This is a genomic window from Bradyrhizobium sp. OK095, assembly GCF_900109945.1.
Classification (GTDB): domain Bacteria; phylum Pseudomonadota; class Alphaproteobacteria; order Rhizobiales; family Xanthobacteraceae; genus Bradyrhizobium.
Genome location: NZ_FOBX01000012.1, coordinates 168,927 through 187,597, shown reverse-complemented (window position 1 = coordinate 187,597; position 18,671 = coordinate 168,927). Strand labels below are relative to the sequence as shown.

Here is an 18,671-nt window from a genome sequence, read left to right as displayed (position 1 = left end):
GGCTGATCGCGTTTCTCGGAACCACAGCAGCAGAGCAGGGCGCGCGACTATGTGCGCCCTCTCTGCCCTCGCGCTCACGTTCATCCTCGCCATCGTCGGCTTCGTCGGCTGGGTCTACTCCCTCGGCCCGCTGCCGTTCGACGAGGCGCGACAGGTCTCCACCACGATCGTCGACCGCAACGGAAAATTGCTGCGCGCCTATGCGATGGCGGACGGACGTTGGCGGCTGCCGGTCGAGACAAAAGCGAATGTCGATCCGACTTATCTCAAACTGCTGCTCGCCTACGAGGACCAGCGCTTCTACGCGCATAACGGTCTCGATCCGCTCGCGCTCGGCCGCGCCGCGTTGCAGCTCACCACGCGCGGCCACATCGTCTCGGGCGGCTCGACCATTTCGATGCAGCTCGCACGCCTGATGGAGCCGCGGCGGCAGCGCTCGCTTCATGCAAAGCTGCGGCAGATCGTGCGCGCGATCGAGATCGAGCGCAGCATGAGCAAGGCTGAGATCCTCGATCTCTATCTCGCGCTCGCGCCTTATGGCGGCAATCTCGAAGGCATTCGCGCGGCCTCCATCGCCTATCTCGGCAAGGAGCCGAAGCGGCTGTCGCTCGCCGAAGCCGCGCTGCTGGTCGCGCTGCCGCAATCGCCGGAGACGCGCCGGCTTGATCGCTATCCCGAGGCCGCGCGAAAAGCACGCGATCGCGTGCTCGACCGCATGGTCGAGGAGTATGTGGTCAGTGCTGACGATGCGCAGCAGGCCAAGGCCGTGCCTGTACCGAAACTGCGCAAGCCGATGCCGATCCTGGCGCCGCATGCGTCCGACACCGCGCTCTCGACCGTCAAGGATACGCCGGTCATCAAGCTGACGCTGGATGCGAGCTTGCAGAAAGTGCTGGAGCCGCTGGCGCGCGACCGTGCCATTGCGCTCGGGCAAAACATCTCGGTCGGCATTATCGTGGTCGACAACGAGAGTGGTGACGTGCTCGCGCGCGTCGGCTCGGCCGATTATTTCGACGAGAGCCGGGCAGGGCAGGTCGACATGACCCGCGCTATCCGCTCACCGGGCTCGACGCTGAAGCCGTTCATCTATGGCCTCGCCTTCGAGGACGGTTTTGTTCATCCCGACAGCCTGATCGACGACCGTCCGGTGCGCTTCGGCTCCTACGCGCCGGAAAATTTCGACATGACCTTCCAGGGCACGGTGTCGGTGAAGAAAGCGCTGCAATTGTCGCTGAACGTGCCGGCCATCGTGCTGCTCGACCGCGTCGGCGCGAGCCGGCTGGCGTCGCGGCTGCGGCAGGCCGGCGGCAATCTGGTGCTGCCGAAGGACGAGGCCCCGGGGCTTGCCATGGGTCTTGGCGGCGTCGGCGTGACACTCCAGGACCTTGCTCAGCTCTATGCGGGCTTTGCCCGGCTTGGGACCACCAAGCCGCTGCGCGAGATCGTCACGGCCAAAGACGACCGCGAGCCGCTGCGATTGCTCGATCCGGTGGCGGCGTGGCAGGTCGGCAACGTGCTGCTGGGCACCCCGCCGCCGGAAAACGCGGCCCACAATCGCATCGCCTTCAAGACCGGCACGTCCTACGGCTATCGCGACGCATGGTCGGTTGGGTTCGACGGCCGCATGACCATAGGTGTCTGGGTCGGCCGGCCCGATGGCGCGCCGGTTCCCGGCCTGATCGGACGGGTCGCCGCCGCACCCATCCTGTTCGATGCCTTCGCCCGCACCGGCAAGACGCTGGTCCCGTTGCCGAAGCCGCCGAAGGGAACCCTGGTCGCCAGCAATGCGAAGTTGCCGTTGCCGCTCAAGCGGTTCCGCCCGGTCGGGGAACTGGTGCGGATCGGCAGCGAGCAGGCCCTGCACATCCAGTTCCCGCTCAATGGCTCGCGGATCGATGTCGATCGCTCGGGCGGGGCGGAGGCCGCTGCCATGCCCGTCAAGGTCGCCGGCGGGGTGTTGCCGATGACTGTCATGGTTAACGGGACAGCGCTCGGCGAGATCGACGGACGGCGCCAGCGACTGATCGATCCGCCCGGTCCGGGCTTTGCGCGGCTCACCGTGATCGATGCCACTGGCGCCGCGGACACAGTCGTCATTCGAATTCAATGACCCTGCCCCAACCGGTTGTCGGAATGACGGTTTCAGCGTAAGCGGAACCAATGGCCGAGACCTACCCAGCACCTCGTTTTGGAGCGCCCCGCGAGCCGAAAGCACCCGTGAATCCGGGCAGCCGGCTCGTGACCATGCTCGACTTCGCCACGGCCAGCCATGCCCGTGCGGTGGCTTTCCTGCTGCTGTGTGCGCTGCTGCTGTTTCTGCCCGGCTTCTTCACCATCCCGCCCGTCGACCGCGACGAAGCTCGCTTTGCCCAGGCCACCAAGCAAATGGTCGAGAGCGGCGATTATGTCGACATCCGCTTCCAGGAGGACGTCCGCTACAAGAAGCCGGTCGGCATCTACTGGCTGCAATCGGCTGCGGTCGAGACCGCCTCGGCGCTCGGTCTGCCGAAGGCCGAATTGCGCATCTGGGTCTACCGTCTGCCGTCGCTGATCGGTGCGATCGGCGCCGTGCTCATGACCTATTGGACCGCGCTCGGCTTCGTCACGCGGCGCGCCGCGGTGCTCGCCGCGCTCCTGATGAGCGCCTCCGTGTTGCTGGGTGTCGAGGCGCGGCTCGCCAAGACCGACGCGATGCTGCTGTTCTGCGTGGTCGCTGCGATGGGTGCGATGTCGCGCGCTTATCTCTCGTGGCAACGCGCCGAGGACGAGACCCATCCGCCCTGGAGCTGGCCCGCGATCTTCTGGACTGCGCTTGCCGTCGGCATCCTGATCAAGGGTCCGCTGATCCTGATGTTCGCAGGCCTGACCATCATCGCGCTTGCGATCCAGGACCGCGATGCCTCATGGCTGTGGCGCTTGCGCCCCGTCTGGGGCCTGATGTGGATGCTGGTGCTGGTGCTGCCCTGGTTCATCGCGATCTTCTGGCGCGCGGGCGATGCTTTCTTTGCCGATTCGGTCGGCGGCGACATGCTGAGCAAGATCGGCGCGCAGGAATCCCACGGCGCACCGCCCGGACTTTACCTCGCGCTGTTCTGGATCACGTTCTGGCCGGGCGCGCCGCTCGCGGCGATGGCAGCTCCCGCCGTGTGGCGGGCGCGGCGCGAGCCCGGCGCGCAGTTCCTGCTGGCCTGGCTGATCCCGTCCTGGATCGTGTTCGAGGCGGTGCTGACCAAGCTGCCGCATTACGTGCTGCCGCTGTATCCGGCGATCGCAATCCTCACCGTCGGCGCATTGGAGCGGCGCGTGCTGTCGCGCTCCTGGCTGATGCGCGGCTCGGCCTGGTGGTTCGCGATCCCCGCCCTCGGCTCGATCATCGCGGTGGTCGGCGCGGTCATGCTGACGCGGCAGCCGGCCTTCGTGGCCTGGCCGTTCATCGCGGCCTCGCTGATCTTCGGCCTGTTTGCCTGGTGGCTGTTCGATACCAATCGCGCCGAGCGCTCGGTGCTCAACGCGCTGGTCGCAGCCCTGATGCTCGCATTCACGGTCTACGGCATCGTGCTGCCGTCACTGACGCCGGTGTTTCCGAGCATCGAGGTCGCGCGCGCGCTTCGCAACGTCACCTGCGTTGGACCGAAGGCGGCTGCCGCGGGCTATCACGAGCCGAGCCTCGTCTTCCTGACAGGCACGCAGACATTGCTCACCGACGGCTCGGGCGCGGCGGATTTCCTGCGGCAGGGGAGCTGCCGCTTCGCGCTGATCGAGCAACGCTCGGAGCGCAGCTTCGTGCAGCGCGCCGAGGCGATCGGGCTGCGCTACAAGGTCGGCACCCGCATCGACGGCTATAATTTCTCGCAGGGACGCGCGATCTCGATCTCGATCTTCCGCTCGGAAGGCACCGAGTAAGATGCCTGTTACGACCACCATCGCGCCGCGCCCGGGCTATCCCGCGCAACTGCTTGCCGTCGCGGGGCGTGCGCTGGCGCAGCTGGTGCGGTCTCCCTCGCATTCGCGCCGCGCCGAAGCCGCTCGAAAGCTGGCGCGGCATTCGCTGTGGCTGAGCGCTGCGGGCGCGGCCCTGGTCATCGTGCTGATGGTCGCGTTCGACCAGGCCGAAATCCAGCTGATGCCGGCGCGCGGCACGCCGAGCCTGTGGCCGATACTTATTCTCACTGATTTCGGCAAGGACGAGTACGTGCTCTCCGTGCTCGGGATTGTACTGGTGACCGTGGCGCTCGTCGCGGCCGGGCTTCGCGGCGCGCGCCGCGCGCTGCTGCTCGGTCTCGGCACGCGACTGCAGTACCTGTTTCTGTCTGTTGCCGTTTCCGTGTTCGTCACCGAGATCCTGAAATATCTCATTGGCCGCGGGCGGCCATTCGTCGGCGGCAAGGCCAATCCGTTCAACTTCATCCCGCTAGAGGGAACGGGGGCCTATACCAGCCTGCCGTCGGGCCATGCGGTGACGGCGTTCGCGCTGGCGTTTGCGGTCTCGGCGCTGTGGCCGCGCCTGCGTGTGTTCATGTTCACTTACGCAATCGTGATCCTGCTGACGCGCCTGGTGCTGCTCGCGCATCATCCGAGCGATGTCGTGGCCGGTGCCCTGGTCGGCATGGTCGGCGCCATGGCGGTCCGCTACTGGTTTGCGGCCCGTAGGCTCGGCTTTGCCATCCGTTCCGACGGCACCATTGTGCCTCTTGCAGGAGCAGTCTCGGGCCGGCTTAAAAGGGTTGCCCACGGGGCATCCGCCCCATAAAAGCGGCTGCCTGCCGGGGCCCCCGGTTCCCCAGGCTGCCCATTCCAACCACGAGCCTCGATTTGTCGACGTCCCAGCCTTCGGTTTCCCAGCCTGCGGTTTCCATCGTCGTTCCCGTGCGCAACGAAGCCGACAACATTGCGCCCTTGATCGCCGAGATCAGTGCGGCGCTGGATGGCCGCTGGCCCTATGAGATCATCTACGTCAATGACGGCTCGACGGACGCGACCGGCGAGCGGCTCGCATCCATGATGCAGCAGCGGGACAATCTACGGCAGCTTCGCCACGCCAGATCCACCGGCCAGTCGGCGGCGGTGCGCAGCGGCGTGCGGGCGGCCCGCGGCGCGATCGTGGCGACGCTCGACGGCGACGGCCAGAACAATCCGGCCTTCCTGCCGGACCTGATCGCGGCGGTCGAGAAGGGCAGCAACGTCGGACTTGCCGCAGGCCAACGCGTCGGCCGCAAGGATACTGGCTTCAAGAAATTCCAGTCGCGCATTGCCAACGGCGTGCGCGGCGCGATCCTGAAGGACGGCACGCGCGACACCGGTTGCGGTCTGAAGGCGTTCCGGCGCGACGTGTTCCTGATGATGCCCTATTTCGACGGGCTGCATCGCTTCCTGCCCGCGCTGGTGCGCCGGGAGGGCTATGAGATCGCCTATGTCGACGTGATCGACCGGCCGCGCCATTCCGGCGTGTCAAACTATGGTTTCTTCGACCGGCTGTGGATCGGCATCATGGATCTCGCCGGCGTGTGGTGGTTGATCCGTCGCAAGAAGCCGACACCGGACGTGACTGAGGTGAAGGCATGATCATTCAATACGGCCAGGCGTTGAGCAACTATTTCTACGACGTGTTCGTCGCCAAGTTCGACTTCTGGCTCGCGTTCGGCCTGATCGCGCAACTGTTCTTCACCGCGCGATTCCTGGTGCAGTGGATCGCCAGCGAGCGGGCCGGCAACAGCGTCGTGCCGATCGCGTTCTGGTTTTGCTCGATGGGCGGCGGCCTGATGACGCTGGTCTACGGCGTCGTCAAGCGCGAGCCCGTCATCATCATGGGGCAGCTGTTTGCGACCGTCATCTATCTTCGCAACATCATGCTGATCGTGAAGAACCGCGGCACCGCGTCGAAGACGCTGGAGCGCTAGTACCGGCGACCGTTCGATGTAAAATGTCGACTAGCCCACGCAGAGCAGTCCGGAGGTTGGCAGGCGCCTTTGCAGATTTTACAAAGCCGTTTGCGCGTCGGGCAATCAGGTAGCGGCGAGGGCCATTGCTCCCACTCGCGGCCCTGGATTGATCTGCTTCAAGTGGAAGAACGAAGAAACGCATCGCGGGAATCTAGTAGCTTTCTTGCTTTCACTTGAGCTTTCCCAATCGCGCGAAAGAGCGCAAGTGGATAAGCGCTCCGCCTAAATCTATCAATATAGTTCCATTCGACCAGAGCGCTTAAATGTTCGCAAAAATTGGAGCCTCTCATGAAGTTCAACTCCCCTCGATCCATGTCTCCTTCAAAGTCAAGAACGTCATCGACGATCTGGCAAAGGATGCCGGCGTCGTAAACGTCGCCGTCGGCAAGCAGGCGATTGTGTTGTCCAAAATGACTCAATACTATTTCGAGCGTCGAAACGCCACGTTCAAGGCCTTGTACTTTTAGACGACATTGTTGTTTGCGCTCGATGAGCTCGATGATCTGCAGGCCAACATCTCGCGGCACGGTGTCCTGAACCAGAGATTTGAAAGTAGTGATTGCGTCGTGTTGAAAGCAAACGCCGTCTGATGCGTAATCGAAGGCCGACGCGAGCATTCCAAGCTCTGCACCCTTTCTAAGGCTAGCGTCTTCTCGCTGCGTAGCGAATCCCAAAAAACAACAGGCAAGATTTCCAGCCTTGAATAGATATCTCACGCGGCTCTTAGTCGGTAGTCCAAAGCGTTTCAACTCCCGATTGGCGAGTAAGCAGGCGCTGAGATAGGTCCTCAAATAAGGGGACAAACTCAAAAGCTCAAGAAAATGGATACTGGGACAACCAGCATTACAATGCGTGTCTTCTTGTAAAAGGCCTCCTTCGACGGGCTTATGTAAGCGGCATGCAGGAGTGCAGCGGCAGTGGTAGCCGTAAGCAAGCCGATGATTAGATTGACGACCATCGAATACCGTCCGGCGCAACCAACGATAGCGGCTATCAACACCACGCTCGCCACAACAAGCAGCGCATGAATATTGTTAAGCGACCTCGTGCTCAGCTTCATCGGCAGAGTCGTGCGGCCACCCAATCGATCGCCCGCGATATCAAATTCATCAAACTTTATTTCTCGCGATAGCAGGAGAAGAAAAGCGACAGTGGAAAAAGCAGCAGCCGGAAGCAAGGAAGTGGCGTCGAAATCCGCGCGATTGATGATAAGGGAGTTACTTAGCATGATCAATCCGGGACTGAGCGACAGGGCCGCAGCCACCACGTTGCCGAGCAAGAAAATTCTCTTGCAAACTATCGAGTAGGCCAGCCCGACGCAAATTGCAGCCGCCAATCCTACTGCCGCAGTAGCGCTAAGATAGAACGAGCTTGCGATAGCCGAGGCAAAAACAACGCCTACGGTCGTTCGGAAGAGATGTCTATCAATAGGAGATCTTACGGACCATCGACTGATGTTGTTCGCCGCATCTATATCAGCGTCGCGAATATCATTAAAAAGGAAGGCCAAGCTTGCCACTAGGCATAAATTGCCACCTATCAAAGTGGCTGTTTGCCAGTTGTGTTGCGTGAGGTGAGCAAATGCGAAACTACTGACCATTATTGCTGGCCAGAGGCCAAGTCTCGCGCTCATGAAGAAGCGCTGCAACGTAGTCGAGGCGGGTGCGTCAACTGTGTTGAACGTGTACATTCCGCGGACGATCAGACGTTTCACGAAACTCATCGCATAGCGTCCAGTTCATTCGGTCTTAGCGGTCAACAGAATTTGCGCTTTCACAGGTCTGAGAAGGTTGTTGAGCGCATCATCAAGCTTAGTGTCCTCGCGGTTCTCCTGCGAGGGCATTGTGTGTGTCGCGACATACTGACGCCGTAAGAAAAAGACCGATACCGCAGCGCAACCGGCAACATTTGCAGTCGTCGCTGTGCGAAGATAGTAGTCGCCCAGCAGCCAAAGGGTACCAAAAAAATACCAATAGATTAACTCGGCCACGAACGCGGCAATTGGAAGACTCACCATTGCACCGATTCCAACCTTCCATCCCCACGTCGTTTCCGATACCCAAGATCGTATCACGGGATGTTGACTGCTCATTAGCGCTTTCATGACTTCAGGAATTATGGGCTCGATAAGATTTTTTTGGCTGTCCTGCTCTCCTCCGGGGGCGGATCCCGCGAGGATCTTGCCGCCCGTTTCTTCTGCAATTTTCAGAGCGACGTGCCCGGTGAATGCCTTCAAGAGATTGTCTCGCCGAAGGAAGACACCGGCTGTCAGAAGTCCCAACCAGAAGATCGTACTAAGAGGAAAAATCATAGAAATTCCAAAAGATATTCCTATGGCCATGGCCAAGATGAAGTCCGTCGATGACTTTCGCTGATTGGTTGAAAGATAGAGAATGCTTTGGTGAAAATTCACGTACAGCAGAGCCGTGAATGCCGAATACAGAATTGAAATTAGCAGTTGTTGCAGGATAACTATCGACGTCCATGAGAATAGGCTGGTCATTATAAGGTTGATATGCCCCGGGGTTGCCACAGCCGACGCGGACGCAAAGCTTATGAAGCCGAGAATATACGAGGCAAGTAGGCTTCCGAACACCAGCTCGGATAGTCTGTATGCGAACGTATTTCGGTTGGTGTCGCGATTGAAGGACGGGCTGCGTATCGATTGCAGATCCCTCAGGTAGGACGATTTGGCCGGTTCAATATCAACCATCATACAAATGCCGGTAGATTGAAACCCTGCAAGATTAGCCAAATCGCTCGATTGTTCAATCTAAAATTGAGGCAATTCTTCAGGTGGACCGGCCGGTTACCGGTGAGGACCTAGCCTTTATAGAGTGCCAGCAACGCGGCGTCGGAGCAGTTAGCGCGGCAACGCCGAGGCCGTGCTTGAGGCGGGCAGGGTGGCCGCCTCCGCCTCGGTCCTGCGATAGGGCTCGCCGGCGGCGTCCAGCACGGGATAGGCGACCGAGCAGATATGCGAGTGGATGCGCCTGAGATCGCGCAGCACATCGAGATGCAGCGACGTGGTCTCGATGGTCTCCGGGCGGCCCTCGCGCAGGCGGTCGAGATGGCGCTCGACGGCGGCGAGCTCGGTGTTCTTCAGCGTGGTCTTCTCCACCAGCAGCTTGCGCGCTTCGTTGGCATCGCCCGACATGAACACGCCGAAGGCGATCCGCAACGATTCCATCGTGCGCTTGTGGAAGGCGGCGAGCTCCTCGGCGCCCTCGGCCGAGAACTGGAAGCGCCGCTTGATCTTCTTGGTCGCGAGCTCGCTCAGGCTTTTGTCGATGATGTCGCCGATATGCTCGAGATTGATGGCGAAGGAAATGATCTCCATCGCGCGCCGCCCCTCGCTCTCGTCGAGGCTGCCCCGCATCAGCTTCGTCACGTAGAGCTTGACGGCCTCGTCGAGGCTGTCGACGATATTGTCCATCTTCGAGACCTGGTCGACCAGCACGCGGTCGTTGGTCATCATCGCCGCCATCACCTTGCGCAGCATGATCTCGACGTGATCGCCCATGCGCAACACCTCTCGGGCGGCGTCCGCGAGTGCCAGCGACGGCGTCTCCAGCGCGGTCTCGTCGAGATAGCGCGGCCGCGCCGGGTCGGTCTCCTGCACGCGATCGGGAAGCAGCCGGGTCAACAGGCGCGACATGGTGTCGAGCAGGCCGACGAAGATGATGGCGGTGCCGACGTTGAAGGCGATGTGGAAGGCGGCCGTCATCTTTGCGAGATCGGGCTGCCAGGCATGCATGTGCCCGGCGAGCACGCTCAGGAATGGCAAGACGAGGACGATTCCGACCACGCGGTTGATGAGATTGCCGAGCGGCAGGCGGTAGCTGGCGGGATCGTCGCGCCTGGCGCCCTCGAACACGGGATTGATGGCGCTGCCGAGATTGGCCCCGAGCACGAGGGCCAGCGCCGCGTAGGGCGTGATGAACTGCGAATAGGCCAGCGACATGATCAGCAGCACGCTGGCGACGCTCGAATGCACCGCCCAGGTCACCAGCGCAGCGACGACGATGCAGAGCACTGGATCGCCTGTGATCGCCGACATCATGATGCGCACGCCAGGCGCGTTCTCGGCCGGCGCCAGCGTGTCGAGCAGGATGTGCAACGACAGCAGCATCAAGCCGAGACCGATCGAGATACGGCCGATGTCCTTGATGCGCGAGCGTGGGCCGGAGCGGAAGGCAACGAGCCCGATCACGAACAGCACGGGCGCGACAGCTGCGATGTTGAATGACAGCGCCTGCACGATCAGCGTGGTGCCGACATTAGCTCCCAACATGATGGCGAGCGCGGCGGTGAGGCTGACGAGGCCCTCGGCGGCAAATGAGCTGGTGATCAGAGCTGTCGCCGTGCTGCTCTGGAGCAGCGCGGTGAGACCAAGGCCGGCGGCGAACGCGCTGGCGCGATTGCCCAGCGCCTTGCCGAGCAGGCGGCGCAGGTCGGGGCCAAAGGCGCGCAGGATGCCGCTCTGGACCATATGGAGGCCCCACAGCAGCAGCGCTACGCCGCCCATCAGATCGAGCAATACCAACGTTCCCATGCTCCGTGTCCGGATGAGAGTCGATTGGTGAGGCTAGCGCCAAACGCCTAGGGATCAAACCCCTTGTTGGCGCATCGTCGTTAACGTTTGCGCGGGTTGCTCGTTCCCGTCGCGGCGCGCTTTGGCGCGTCCGCAGGCGAGGTGCCTTGTGAGCAGGCTCACATTGCCGCCTTGAGGGCAGCGAAGCCGCGATCGAGATCGTTCTTTAGATCATCGGTGCTCTCCAGACCGATATGCAGCCGCAGAGTCGGGCCGCCCGGCGCCCATTTGGTCGCGGTGCGATAGGCGTCGCAGTCGAAGGGAATCGCAAGGCTCTCGAAGCCGCCCCAGGAAAAGCCCATGCCGAACAGCTTTAGCGTATTGAGCATGGTGTCGACGGCCTTCTGCGGGGCCGGCTTCAGCACGATGCTGAAAAGGCCCGAGGCGCCGGTGAAGTCGCGCTTCCAGATCGCATGACCCGGATCGGTCTCGAGCCCCGGATGCAGCACGCGCGCGACCTCGGGTCGGGCAGCCAGCCAGCGCGCCATGTCGAGGCCGGAGCGATGATGCTGCGCGAGGCGCACCGACAGCGTGCGCAGGCCGCGCAGCGCCAGGAAGACGTCATCGGGACCGGCGCAGACGCCGAGCAGGCGGATGCCTTCCACGATCTGCGGCCAGGCTTTTGCGTTGGCCGAGATGGTGCCGAACATGATGTCGGAATGGCCGCCGATATATTTGGTGGCGGCCTGCATGCTGATGTCGACGCCCTGCTCGAGCGAGCGGTGATAGAGTGGCGTCGCCCAGGTGTTGTCGTCGATGACGAGCGCATCGCGCGCATGCGCGACCTCGGCGATGGCGCGAATGTCAGGCATCTCGAAGGATTGCGAGCCTGGCGCCTCCACCAGCACCACGCGGGTGTTGGGCTTGAACAGCTTCTCGATCCCGGCGCCGATCATCGGATCGAAATAGGTGGTCTCGATGCCAAGGCGGGCGAGCATCCCGTTGCAGAAATTGCGCGAGGGCCGGTAGACGTTGTCGCAGACCAACAGATGGTCGCCGGTCCTCAGCACCGAGAGCAGGGTGGTGGAGATCGCCGAGAGCCCCGACGGCACGATACCGACGCCGGCGCATTGCGGGCCCTCCAGCGCCATCAGCGTGTCCTGGAACGCCACGGTCGTCGGGGTGCCGTGGCGGCCGTAGGTGAACTCGCCGCGATGGGCGTGCAGGTCCTCGGCGGTCGGATAGAGCACGGTCGAACCGTGGAACACCGGCGGATTGACAAACCCCTTCTGCGCCTTGGTGTCGCGGCCGGAGGTGACCAGCCGGGTCTCGGCCTGCTGCGGGGAGGGGGGCGAGGAATCCATGCGTCTGCTTTCAAAACCGCGTTTCCGCTCGGCGCCTGGCGCTTGACGGGCGGGCCGGAGGCCGCTGACGTTAATAACAGAACACAGAAGAGTCCCGTCAACCCCTTGACCCGGCTCGCCAGTCGTTCTGTGATGCGTGGGTGCTATTCAGTCGCCGCATGTTGAGGGGCCTGCCGCGACCTTCGATCCATCGTCTGACCGGACCTTGCGCCACGGCCACAATGGCGGGCGCCTGCGGCGGGGATTAAGGTATGGCCTCCCGAGATCGGCGAGTGTTCGGCAAAGTTTTCAGCATGACTCTTGCAAGGCTTGTCTTGATAAGGCTCACCCTGGCAGAGACGATCCCTGAGACAACATTCCTGACCTTGAGACGACCTTGAAAGGCCCAAAGCCCATGAAACGCGTAACCCTGGCTCTCACTCTTGCTCTCGCCGCCGGCCTGACTGCCCAAGCCGCCGACGCGCAAACGCTCAAGACCATCAAGGACCGGGGCACGCTGTCCTGCGGCGTCAGCCAGGGCCTGCCGGGCTTCTCCTCGCCCGACGACAAGGGCAACTGGACCGGCCTCGACGTCGACATCTGCCGCGCCATCGCAGCCGCCATCTTCAACGACCCGACCAAGGTCAAGTACGTGCCGACCTCGGCCAAGGACCGCTTCACTGCGCTGCAATCCGGCGAGATCGACGTGCTCTCGCGCAACACCACCTGGACGATCTCGCGCGACACCTCGCTCGGCGCCAACTTCACCGGCGTGACCTATTATGACGGGCAGGGCTTCATGGTGAAGAAGTCGCTCAAGGTGAATTCGGCGCTCGAGCTCAACAGCGCCTCGGTCTGCGTGCAGACCGGCACCACCACCGAGCAGAATCTCGCCGACTATTTCAAGGCCAACAACATGAAGTACGAGGTGATCGCGTTCGGCACCAACGACGAAACCGTCAAGGCCTATGAGGCCGGGCGCTGCGACGTCTTCACCACCGACCAGTCGGGCCTGTACTCCAACCGCCTCAAGCTTGCCAATCCCAACGACCACATGGTGCTGCCCGAAATTATCTCGAAGGAGCCGCTCGGCCCGATGGTGCGCCATGGCGATGACCAGTGGTTCGACATCGTGAAATGGACGCTGTTCGCACTCGTCACCACCGAAGAGCTCGGCATCACCTCGAAGAACGTCGACGAGAAGGCCAAGCTGGAAAATCCGGAGCTGAAGCGCGTGCTCGGCTCCGACGGCAATTTCGGCGAACAGCTCGGCCTCACCAAGGACTGGGTGGTGCGGATCGTGAAGGCAACCGGCAATTACGGCGAGGTGTTTGATCGCAATGTCGGCGGCGGCTCGCCGCTCGGCATCGCCCGTGGTCTCAACAATCTCTGGAACAAGGGCGGTCTCCAGTACGCGCCGCCGATCCGCTGATCCCGCTTGATCAGCGGCTCGCGGCCATGAGCACCGAGGCTCGAAAACCGCCGGCCCAGATCGCGCTGAAGATCAGGCGTGTTCTGGGCGGCAAGACAGGCTGGAACGGCATCGCCGTCCAGCTTGTCTTCGCGGCGATCCTGGGGTGGATCGGCTATGAGATCGTCTCCAACGCCCGCGCCAACCTCGAGAACCAGCACATTGCCGGCGGCTTCGGATTCCTGCGGAACAATGCCGGCTTCGACGTCAACCAGACCCTGATCTCCTACACCGGCTCGGACACGTTTTTGCGCGTGTTCGTGGTCGGGCTTTTGAACACGCTCGTGGTCTCGGTGGTCGGCGTCGTTTTCGCCACCGTGATCGGCTTCGTCGTCGCGCTGTGTCGGCTGTCGCCGAACTGGCTGCTGTCGCGCGTCGGCGAGATCTATGTCGAGCTCATCCGCAATTTGCCGCTGCTGTTCCAGATCCTGTTCTGGTACCTCGCCGTGCTCGCAGCGTTACCCAATCCGCGGCAGAGCATTTCGCTGTTCGGCATCGCGTTCGTCAGCAATCGCGGCCTCGTCATACCCCGCCCGATCGGCGAAAGCGGCTTCGAGGCATTCCTGGCGGTTCTGGCTTTCGGCATCGTGGCATCACTGTTCCTGCGCTTCTATACGCGGCGCGCGCTGTTTCAGCGCGGGCAGGTCATCCGGATCTGGCCCTATGTGCTGGGCCTGCTGTTCGGCCTGCCGCTCGTCACGACGCTGGTATCGGGTATGCCCTTCACCTTCGAGCTGCCGCAGCTCAAGGGATTCAATTTCGCCGGCGGCTCGCGGATCATCCCGGAATTCGTGGCGCTGACGCTGGCCCTGTCGACCTATACCGCTGCCTTCATCGCCGAGATCGTGCGTGCCGGAATCCTGTCCGTCCATAGCGGGCAGATGGAGGCGGGGGCCTCGCTGGGCCTCAGCCGCGGCACCACGCTGCGCCTGATCGTCGTACCGCAAGCGATGCGCGTCATCGTGCCGCCGCTGACCAACCAGTATCTCAACCTCACCAAGAACTCTTCACTCGCGGTCGCGATCGGCTATCCTGACCTGGTGTCGGTATGGGCCGGCACGTCGCTGAGCCAGACCGGGCAGGCGATCGAGATTATTGCCATGACGATGGGCGTCTATCTTCTGATCTCGCTTCTCACCAGCGCGATCATGAGCCTCTACGGTTGGCGTGTCAGCCGGAGCCTGGGCGCATGAGCGATATCACCTCGTCCGGCTATGTCCGTCAGGACCTGCTCGCCGAGCGGCCTGCGCCGGTGAAGACGACGGGCTTCGTCGGCTTGGTGCGCACGCGCCTGCTCAATTCGCCGACCAACATCCTGATCACCATCGTCAGCGCATTGTTGCTCTGGTTCACCATCGTTCCCGCCGTCAAATTCCTGTTCGTCGACGCGGTCTGGACCGGCACGGACCGCGCGGCGTGCCTGACCGAGAACACCGGGTTTGTGGTCGGCGCCTGCTGGCCCTACATCCAGGCCAAGCTGCCGCAGCTCATCTACGGCTTCTATCCCGAGGCCGAGCGCTGGCGGGTCAATCTCGTGCTGATACTGGCGGTGCTGCTGTTGCTGCCGCTCCTCATTCCACGCCTGCCCGCGAAAGCGATCAACGCCAGCTTGTTCTTCTTCGCCTTTCCCGTGGTTGCGTTCTTCCTGCTGCTTGGCGGCGGCATCACCGGGTTCGGCCTGAGCTGGACCGCGGGCCTGCTGCAATTGTTCGACGACAGCATCATCGGCGCCGGGCAGGTCCTGCTCAGCCTGAGCAAGACATCGGCCATCGCGCCGCTGCTGTGGGTCCTCGGCCACCTCATCGTGCTCGTCGGTACGGCGATTTACTGGCTGATCTTTCCGCTGACCTGGCTGCGCGACCAACTCGAGAGCACCGGCCAGTCGGTCTGGACCGACTTCGCCATCACGACCGTCGTGGTGTCCTTGATTGCCTTCGTCGTCAGCGGCGGCGTGCGCACGGGATGGCGCCCTTTGGGGTCGACCATCATGACTTTCATCGCCATCGCCATCGTCATCAAGCTGATGGGCCTCGATCACGGCGGGCTGCCCATCGTGCAGACGAGACTCTGGGGCGGTCTTCTGGTGACGCTCGTGGTCTCCGTCGCCGGCATTGTCACATCGTTGCCGATCGGCATTGCGCTTGCGCTCGGTCGCCGCTCCACCATTCCGCTGATCCGGATCTTCTCGATCGCGTTCATCGAGTTCTGGCGCGGCGTGCCGCTGATCACCGTGCTGTTCTTCGCCACCTACATGCTGCCGCTGTTCCTGCCGGGCAATTTCACTGTCGACGGTCTCGTCCGCGCGTTGATCGGCATCGCACTGTTCACCGGCGCCTATCAGGCCGAGAACGTCCGCGGCGGGCTCGCTGCGATCCCTCGCGGACAGAGCGAGGCTTCGGCGGCGCTTGGGTTGTCCTGGTGGAAGACGACGTCGCTGATCGTGCTGCCGCAGGCGCTGCGCCACGTCATCCCGAACCTCGTCAACAGCTTCATCTCGCTGTTCAAGGATACGTCGCTGGTGTCGATCGTCGCGCTGTTCGATTTGCTGGGCTCGCTGCGCGCCTCGTTCGCGGATCCGAAGTGGTCGGCGCCGTCGACGTTGTTCACCGGATTTGCCTTCGCCGGGATCATCTACTTCCTGTTCTGCTTTGGAATGTCGCGCTACTCGCTGTTCGTCGAGAAACGCCTCAACGCTCACCGTCGCAACTGATCGAGCTCACCATGACCGACCCCATCGTCAAAATTTCCGGCCTCAACAAATGGTACGGCGAGTTTCACGTGCTGCGCGACATCGACCTCGAGGTCCACAAGGGCGAGCGCATCGTGATCTGCGGCCCCTCGGGCTCGGGCAAGTCGACGCTGATCCGCTGCATCAACGCGCTGGAGGAATTCCAGGAGGGCGAGATCGTCGTCGACGGCATCGAGCTCGGACCGAACCTCAAGCATGTCGACGCCGTGCGCCGCGAAGTCGGCATGGTGTTCCAGAGCTTTAATCTGTTCCCGCATCTGACCGTGCTGGACAATTGCACGCTGGCGCCGATCTGGGTGCGCAACATTCCCAAAAGGGATGCGGAAGCTGCCGCGATGAAATTCCTGGAGCGGGTCAAGATCCCGCACCAGGCCAACAAGTTTCCGGGCCAGATGTCCGGCGGCCAGCAGCAGCGCGTCGCGATCGCCCGCGCGCTGACCATGAACCCGAAGGTGATGCTGTTCGACGAGCCGACCTCGGCACTCGACCCCGAAATGGTCAAGGAGGTACTCGACACCATGGTGGACCTCGCCGAGGAGGGCATGACCATGCTGGTCGTCACCCACGAGATGGGTTTTGCCCGCGAGGTCGCCAACCGCGTCGTGTTCATGGACGCCGGCCAGATCATCGAGGCCAACACGCCGAACGAATTTTTCGCCGCCCCCCAGCACGCGCGGACCAAGCTGTTTTTGAGCCAGATCTTGCGCTGAGGTCGGAGTGCTGGGCGCCGAATGTTCGAACTGAGCCCGCTTTTGTAATCTCCCCGAAACCATATCCAAGGTTGCGTTTCCGCATTTTCACCCGCCGGAAAGCTCTTTCTGCGCCTATGGCGCGAAAAGAGGGGACGCCTGTGCTCGACCTCGTGTTCGGCTTCAATACCCGCCTGGGACGCCTGCAGTTCTTCCTCGCCACGCTCGTGCTCGCGGTCGTGATGACCGCGATCTGCGTCGCGATCGCGATGTCCGTGCTGCGCAACGTCACGCCGGCCAACATTCGCCCCGACGATATCTTAAAGAGCTCTGGGATGATCGCAGCGATCGCGTTCTTCGCGATTGCGACCGTCACGCTGTACTCGATGCGCTTCCGGGATATCGGTTGGGATCCGGTCTGCGTGGTCCCGGCCTGGATCGCGCTGATGCTCGTCGATTACGTCGTCGCGATGAAGTTTCCGGCGTATGGGATCGGCCAGGAACATACCGGCACGATCGTCGGCGGCCTCGCCAATCTCGTGCTGACGCTGGCGCTGTTGTTCTGGCCGGGCCGCGACCGCTACACTTAGCGGCCGCGACCAGTCCGGCCTAGACGAACGGCAGCTTGATGTTGCTGCGCTTCTCCAGCCAATCCGGTACGGGCAGGTTCTTGGCGCGCATGAAGTCGGCGTTGAACAGTTTTGACTGATAGCGGCTGCCGGAATCGCAGAGCACGGTGACGATGGTCTTGCCCGGCCCTAGCTGCTTGGCGAGCCGCATCGCACCCACGATGTTGATGCCGGTTGATCCGCCGAGGCACAGGCCTTCGTGCTGGAGGAGTTCGTAGATCACCGTGACCGCCTCGGCATCGGGAATGAGATAGGCGTCATCGACCTTCGCGCTCTCGACGATTGCGGTCGCGCGGCCAAGCCCGATGCCTTCCGTGATCGAACCGCCGGGCGACGCCTTGGGGTCGCCGGTCCTGAAGTATTCATACATGCCGGCACCATGCGGATCGGCGCAGGCAATCCGGATGTTCTTGTTCTTCTCTTTCAGATAGCGGCTGGTGCCGGCCAGCGTGCCGCCGCTGCCGACCGAGCAGACGAAGCCGTCGACCTTGCCGCCGGTCTGCTCCCAGATCTCGGGGCCGGTCGAGTCGTAATGCGCCTTGGCATTGTCGAGATTGTTCCACTGATCGGCGAACAGCACGCCATTCGGCTCGGTCTTGCGCAGCTCATCGGCAAGACGGCGGCCGACATGCTGGTAGTTGTTCGGATTGGAGTAGGGCAGGACCTGCGTTTCCAGCAGCTCGGCGCCGCACAGCTTCAGAAAATCCTTCTTCTCCTGGCTCTGCGTCTCTGGGATCACGATCAGCGTGCGATAGCCCCGGGCGCTGGCGACGACCGCGAGCCCAATGCCGGTGTTGCCAGCGGTCGCTTCCACAACGAGTCCGCCCGGCTTCAGCTCGCCGCGCTTCTCGGCCTCCAAAATCATCCATTTGCCGGCGCGGTCCTTGACCGACTGGCCGGGGTTCATGAACTCCGCCTTGCCGAGGATGGTGCAGCCGGTCAATTCCGAGGCGCGCTTGAGCTTGATCAGCGGGGTGTTGCCGATGGCTTCGACAACGTCGTTATTGATGGTCATGTCAGGGGAAATCACAGGCAAGAGGTTGATCTGGTTGGCCAGAACCTAGTGCTTGGGAGGCCAAAGGGGAAGGCTTTTGCGCTGCGGCGAAACCGGCCCAACTGCCCGGCCAAGCAACGATATTCCGGTCGGAGACAGCTCCTTGGCTCCGAAGCCGATGATCCCTGGAAGAATATGGCGGGCCGTCATCCGGCCGTAGAAGATAACGGTCGTCGTGAGCGGAGTTGATGAGCCAATTGTGCCTTGGCGGGCGTGACAATGTTGAAACGCGTGCGCATCCTCGTTCGGAAATTGACGACCTC

Annotated in this window: 16 protein-coding genes; 10 read left to right on the top strand and 6 right to left on the bottom strand. The window is 62.4% G+C overall.

Annotation, left to right across the window (positions count from 1 at the left end):
* Window positions 1–49 precede the first annotated feature (49 nt).
* The 5 genes from pbpC to BMW89_RS28560 all read left to right on the top strand — a co-directional run bounded on the left by pbpC (window position 50) and on the right by BMW89_RS28560 (window position 5,897).
* Window positions 50–2,110, top strand: coding sequence for a penicillin-binding protein 1C (gene pbpC / locus BMW89_RS28580; RefSeq protein WP_092031490.1), 2,061 nt, complete (start codon window positions 50–52; stop codon window positions 2,108–2,110).
* 50 nt (window positions 2,111–2,160) lie between these two features.
* Window positions 2,161–3,903: an ArnT family glycosyltransferase gene (locus tag BMW89_RS28575; RefSeq protein WP_092031487.1), complete on the top strand. Its 1,743-nt coding sequence runs from the start codon at window positions 2,161–2,163 to the stop codon at window positions 3,901–3,903.
* Window position 3,904: 1 nt separating this feature from the next.
* A complete protein-coding gene (locus BMW89_RS28570) occupies window positions 3,905–4,750 on the top strand; it encodes a phosphatase PAP2 family protein (protein ID WP_092031484.1) in 846 nt (281 codons plus the stop codon).
* A 62-nt stretch (window positions 4,751–4,812) separates the two neighbouring features.
* Window positions 4,813–5,562: a glycosyltransferase family 2 protein gene (locus BMW89_RS28565; protein WP_177196380.1), complete on the top strand. Its 750-nt coding sequence runs from the start codon at window positions 4,813–4,815 to the stop codon at window positions 5,560–5,562.
* Window positions 5,559–5,897: a lipid-A-disaccharide synthase N-terminal domain-containing protein gene (locus tag BMW89_RS28560; protein ID WP_092031481.1), complete on the top strand. Its 339-nt coding sequence runs from the start codon at window positions 5,559–5,561 to the stop codon at window positions 5,895–5,897. Before BMW89_RS28565 ends, BMW89_RS28560 begins: the two co-directional genes overlap by 4 nt.
* Before the next feature lie 158 nt (window positions 5,898–6,055).
* On the opposite strand, the gene BMW89_RS37530 is transcribed toward BMW89_RS28560, so the two are convergent.
* The 5 genes from BMW89_RS37530 to metC form a co-directional block, all read right to left on the bottom strand.
* On the bottom strand, window positions 6,056–6,556 hold the full coding sequence (locus BMW89_RS37530; RefSeq protein WP_143062851.1) for a hypothetical protein: 501 nt from the start codon (window positions 6,554–6,556) through the stop codon (window positions 6,056–6,058).
* A 188-nt stretch (window positions 6,557–6,744) separates the two neighbouring features.
* Window positions 6,745–7,662, bottom strand: a complete 918-nt coding sequence (locus BMW89_RS28550; RefSeq protein ID WP_092031475.1) for a UbiA family prenyltransferase — start codon at window positions 7,660–7,662, stop codon at window positions 6,745–6,747.
* Between the two features lie 15 nt (window positions 7,663–7,677).
* On the bottom strand, window positions 7,678–8,655 hold the full coding sequence (locus BMW89_RS28545; RefSeq protein WP_092031470.1) for a hypothetical protein: 978 nt from the start codon (window positions 8,653–8,655) through the stop codon (window positions 7,678–7,680).
* Window positions 8,656–8,802: 147 nt separating this feature from the next.
* A complete protein-coding gene (locus tag BMW89_RS28540) occupies window positions 8,803–10,494 on the bottom strand; it encodes a Na/Pi cotransporter family protein (RefSeq protein WP_092031467.1) in 1,692 nt (563 codons plus the stop codon).
* A gap of 158 nt (window positions 10,495–10,652) precedes the next feature.
* Window positions 10,653–11,837 (bottom strand): cystathionine beta-lyase, encoded by a 1,185-nt coding sequence (gene metC, locus BMW89_RS28535; protein ID WP_092031463.1) that lies wholly within the window; start codon window positions 11,835–11,837, stop codon window positions 10,653–10,655.
* Between the two features lie 394 nt (window positions 11,838–12,231).
* Here metC and BMW89_RS28530 point away from each other — a divergent pair, with 394 nt between their 5' ends.
* The 5 genes from BMW89_RS28530 (at window position 12,232) to BMW89_RS28510 (ending at window position 17,315) form a co-directional block, all read left to right on the top strand.
* Window positions 12,232–13,248 carry an amino acid ABC transporter substrate-binding protein gene (locus BMW89_RS28530; protein ID WP_092031459.1) on the top strand — a complete coding sequence of 339 codons (1,017 nt, stop codon included), beginning with the start codon at window positions 12,232–12,234 and terminating at the stop codon, window positions 13,246–13,248.
* Window positions 13,249–13,274: 26 nt separating this feature from the next.
* Window positions 13,275–14,480 (top strand): amino acid ABC transporter permease, encoded by a 1,206-nt coding sequence (locus BMW89_RS28525; protein WP_092031455.1) that lies wholly within the window; start codon window positions 13,275–13,277, stop codon window positions 14,478–14,480.
* Window positions 14,477–15,997 (top strand): amino acid ABC transporter permease, encoded by a 1,521-nt coding sequence (locus BMW89_RS28520; protein WP_092031452.1) that lies wholly within the window; start codon window positions 14,477–14,479, stop codon window positions 15,995–15,997. The genes BMW89_RS28525 and BMW89_RS28520 overlap by 4 nt, the downstream gene beginning before the upstream one ends.
* Window positions 15,998–16,008: 11 nt before the next feature.
* Window positions 16,009–16,746 carry an amino acid ABC transporter ATP-binding protein gene (locus BMW89_RS28515; protein WP_092031448.1) on the top strand — a complete coding sequence of 246 codons (738 nt, stop codon included), beginning with the start codon at window positions 16,009–16,011 and terminating at the stop codon, window positions 16,744–16,746.
* A 140-nt stretch (window positions 16,747–16,886) separates the two neighbouring features.
* Complete coding sequence (locus BMW89_RS28510; RefSeq protein ID WP_143062849.1) at window positions 16,887–17,315, top strand: DUF805 domain-containing protein; 429 nt, start codon at window positions 16,887–16,889, stop codon at window positions 17,313–17,315.
* A 19-nt stretch (window positions 17,316–17,334) separates the two neighbouring features.
* On the opposite strand, the gene BMW89_RS28505 is transcribed toward BMW89_RS28510, so the two are convergent.
* Window positions 17,335–18,369, bottom strand: a complete 1,035-nt coding sequence (locus BMW89_RS28505) for a cysteine synthase A (protein WP_092031441.1) — start codon at window positions 18,367–18,369, stop codon at window positions 17,335–17,337.
* Window positions 18,370–18,671 lie beyond the last annotated feature (302 nt).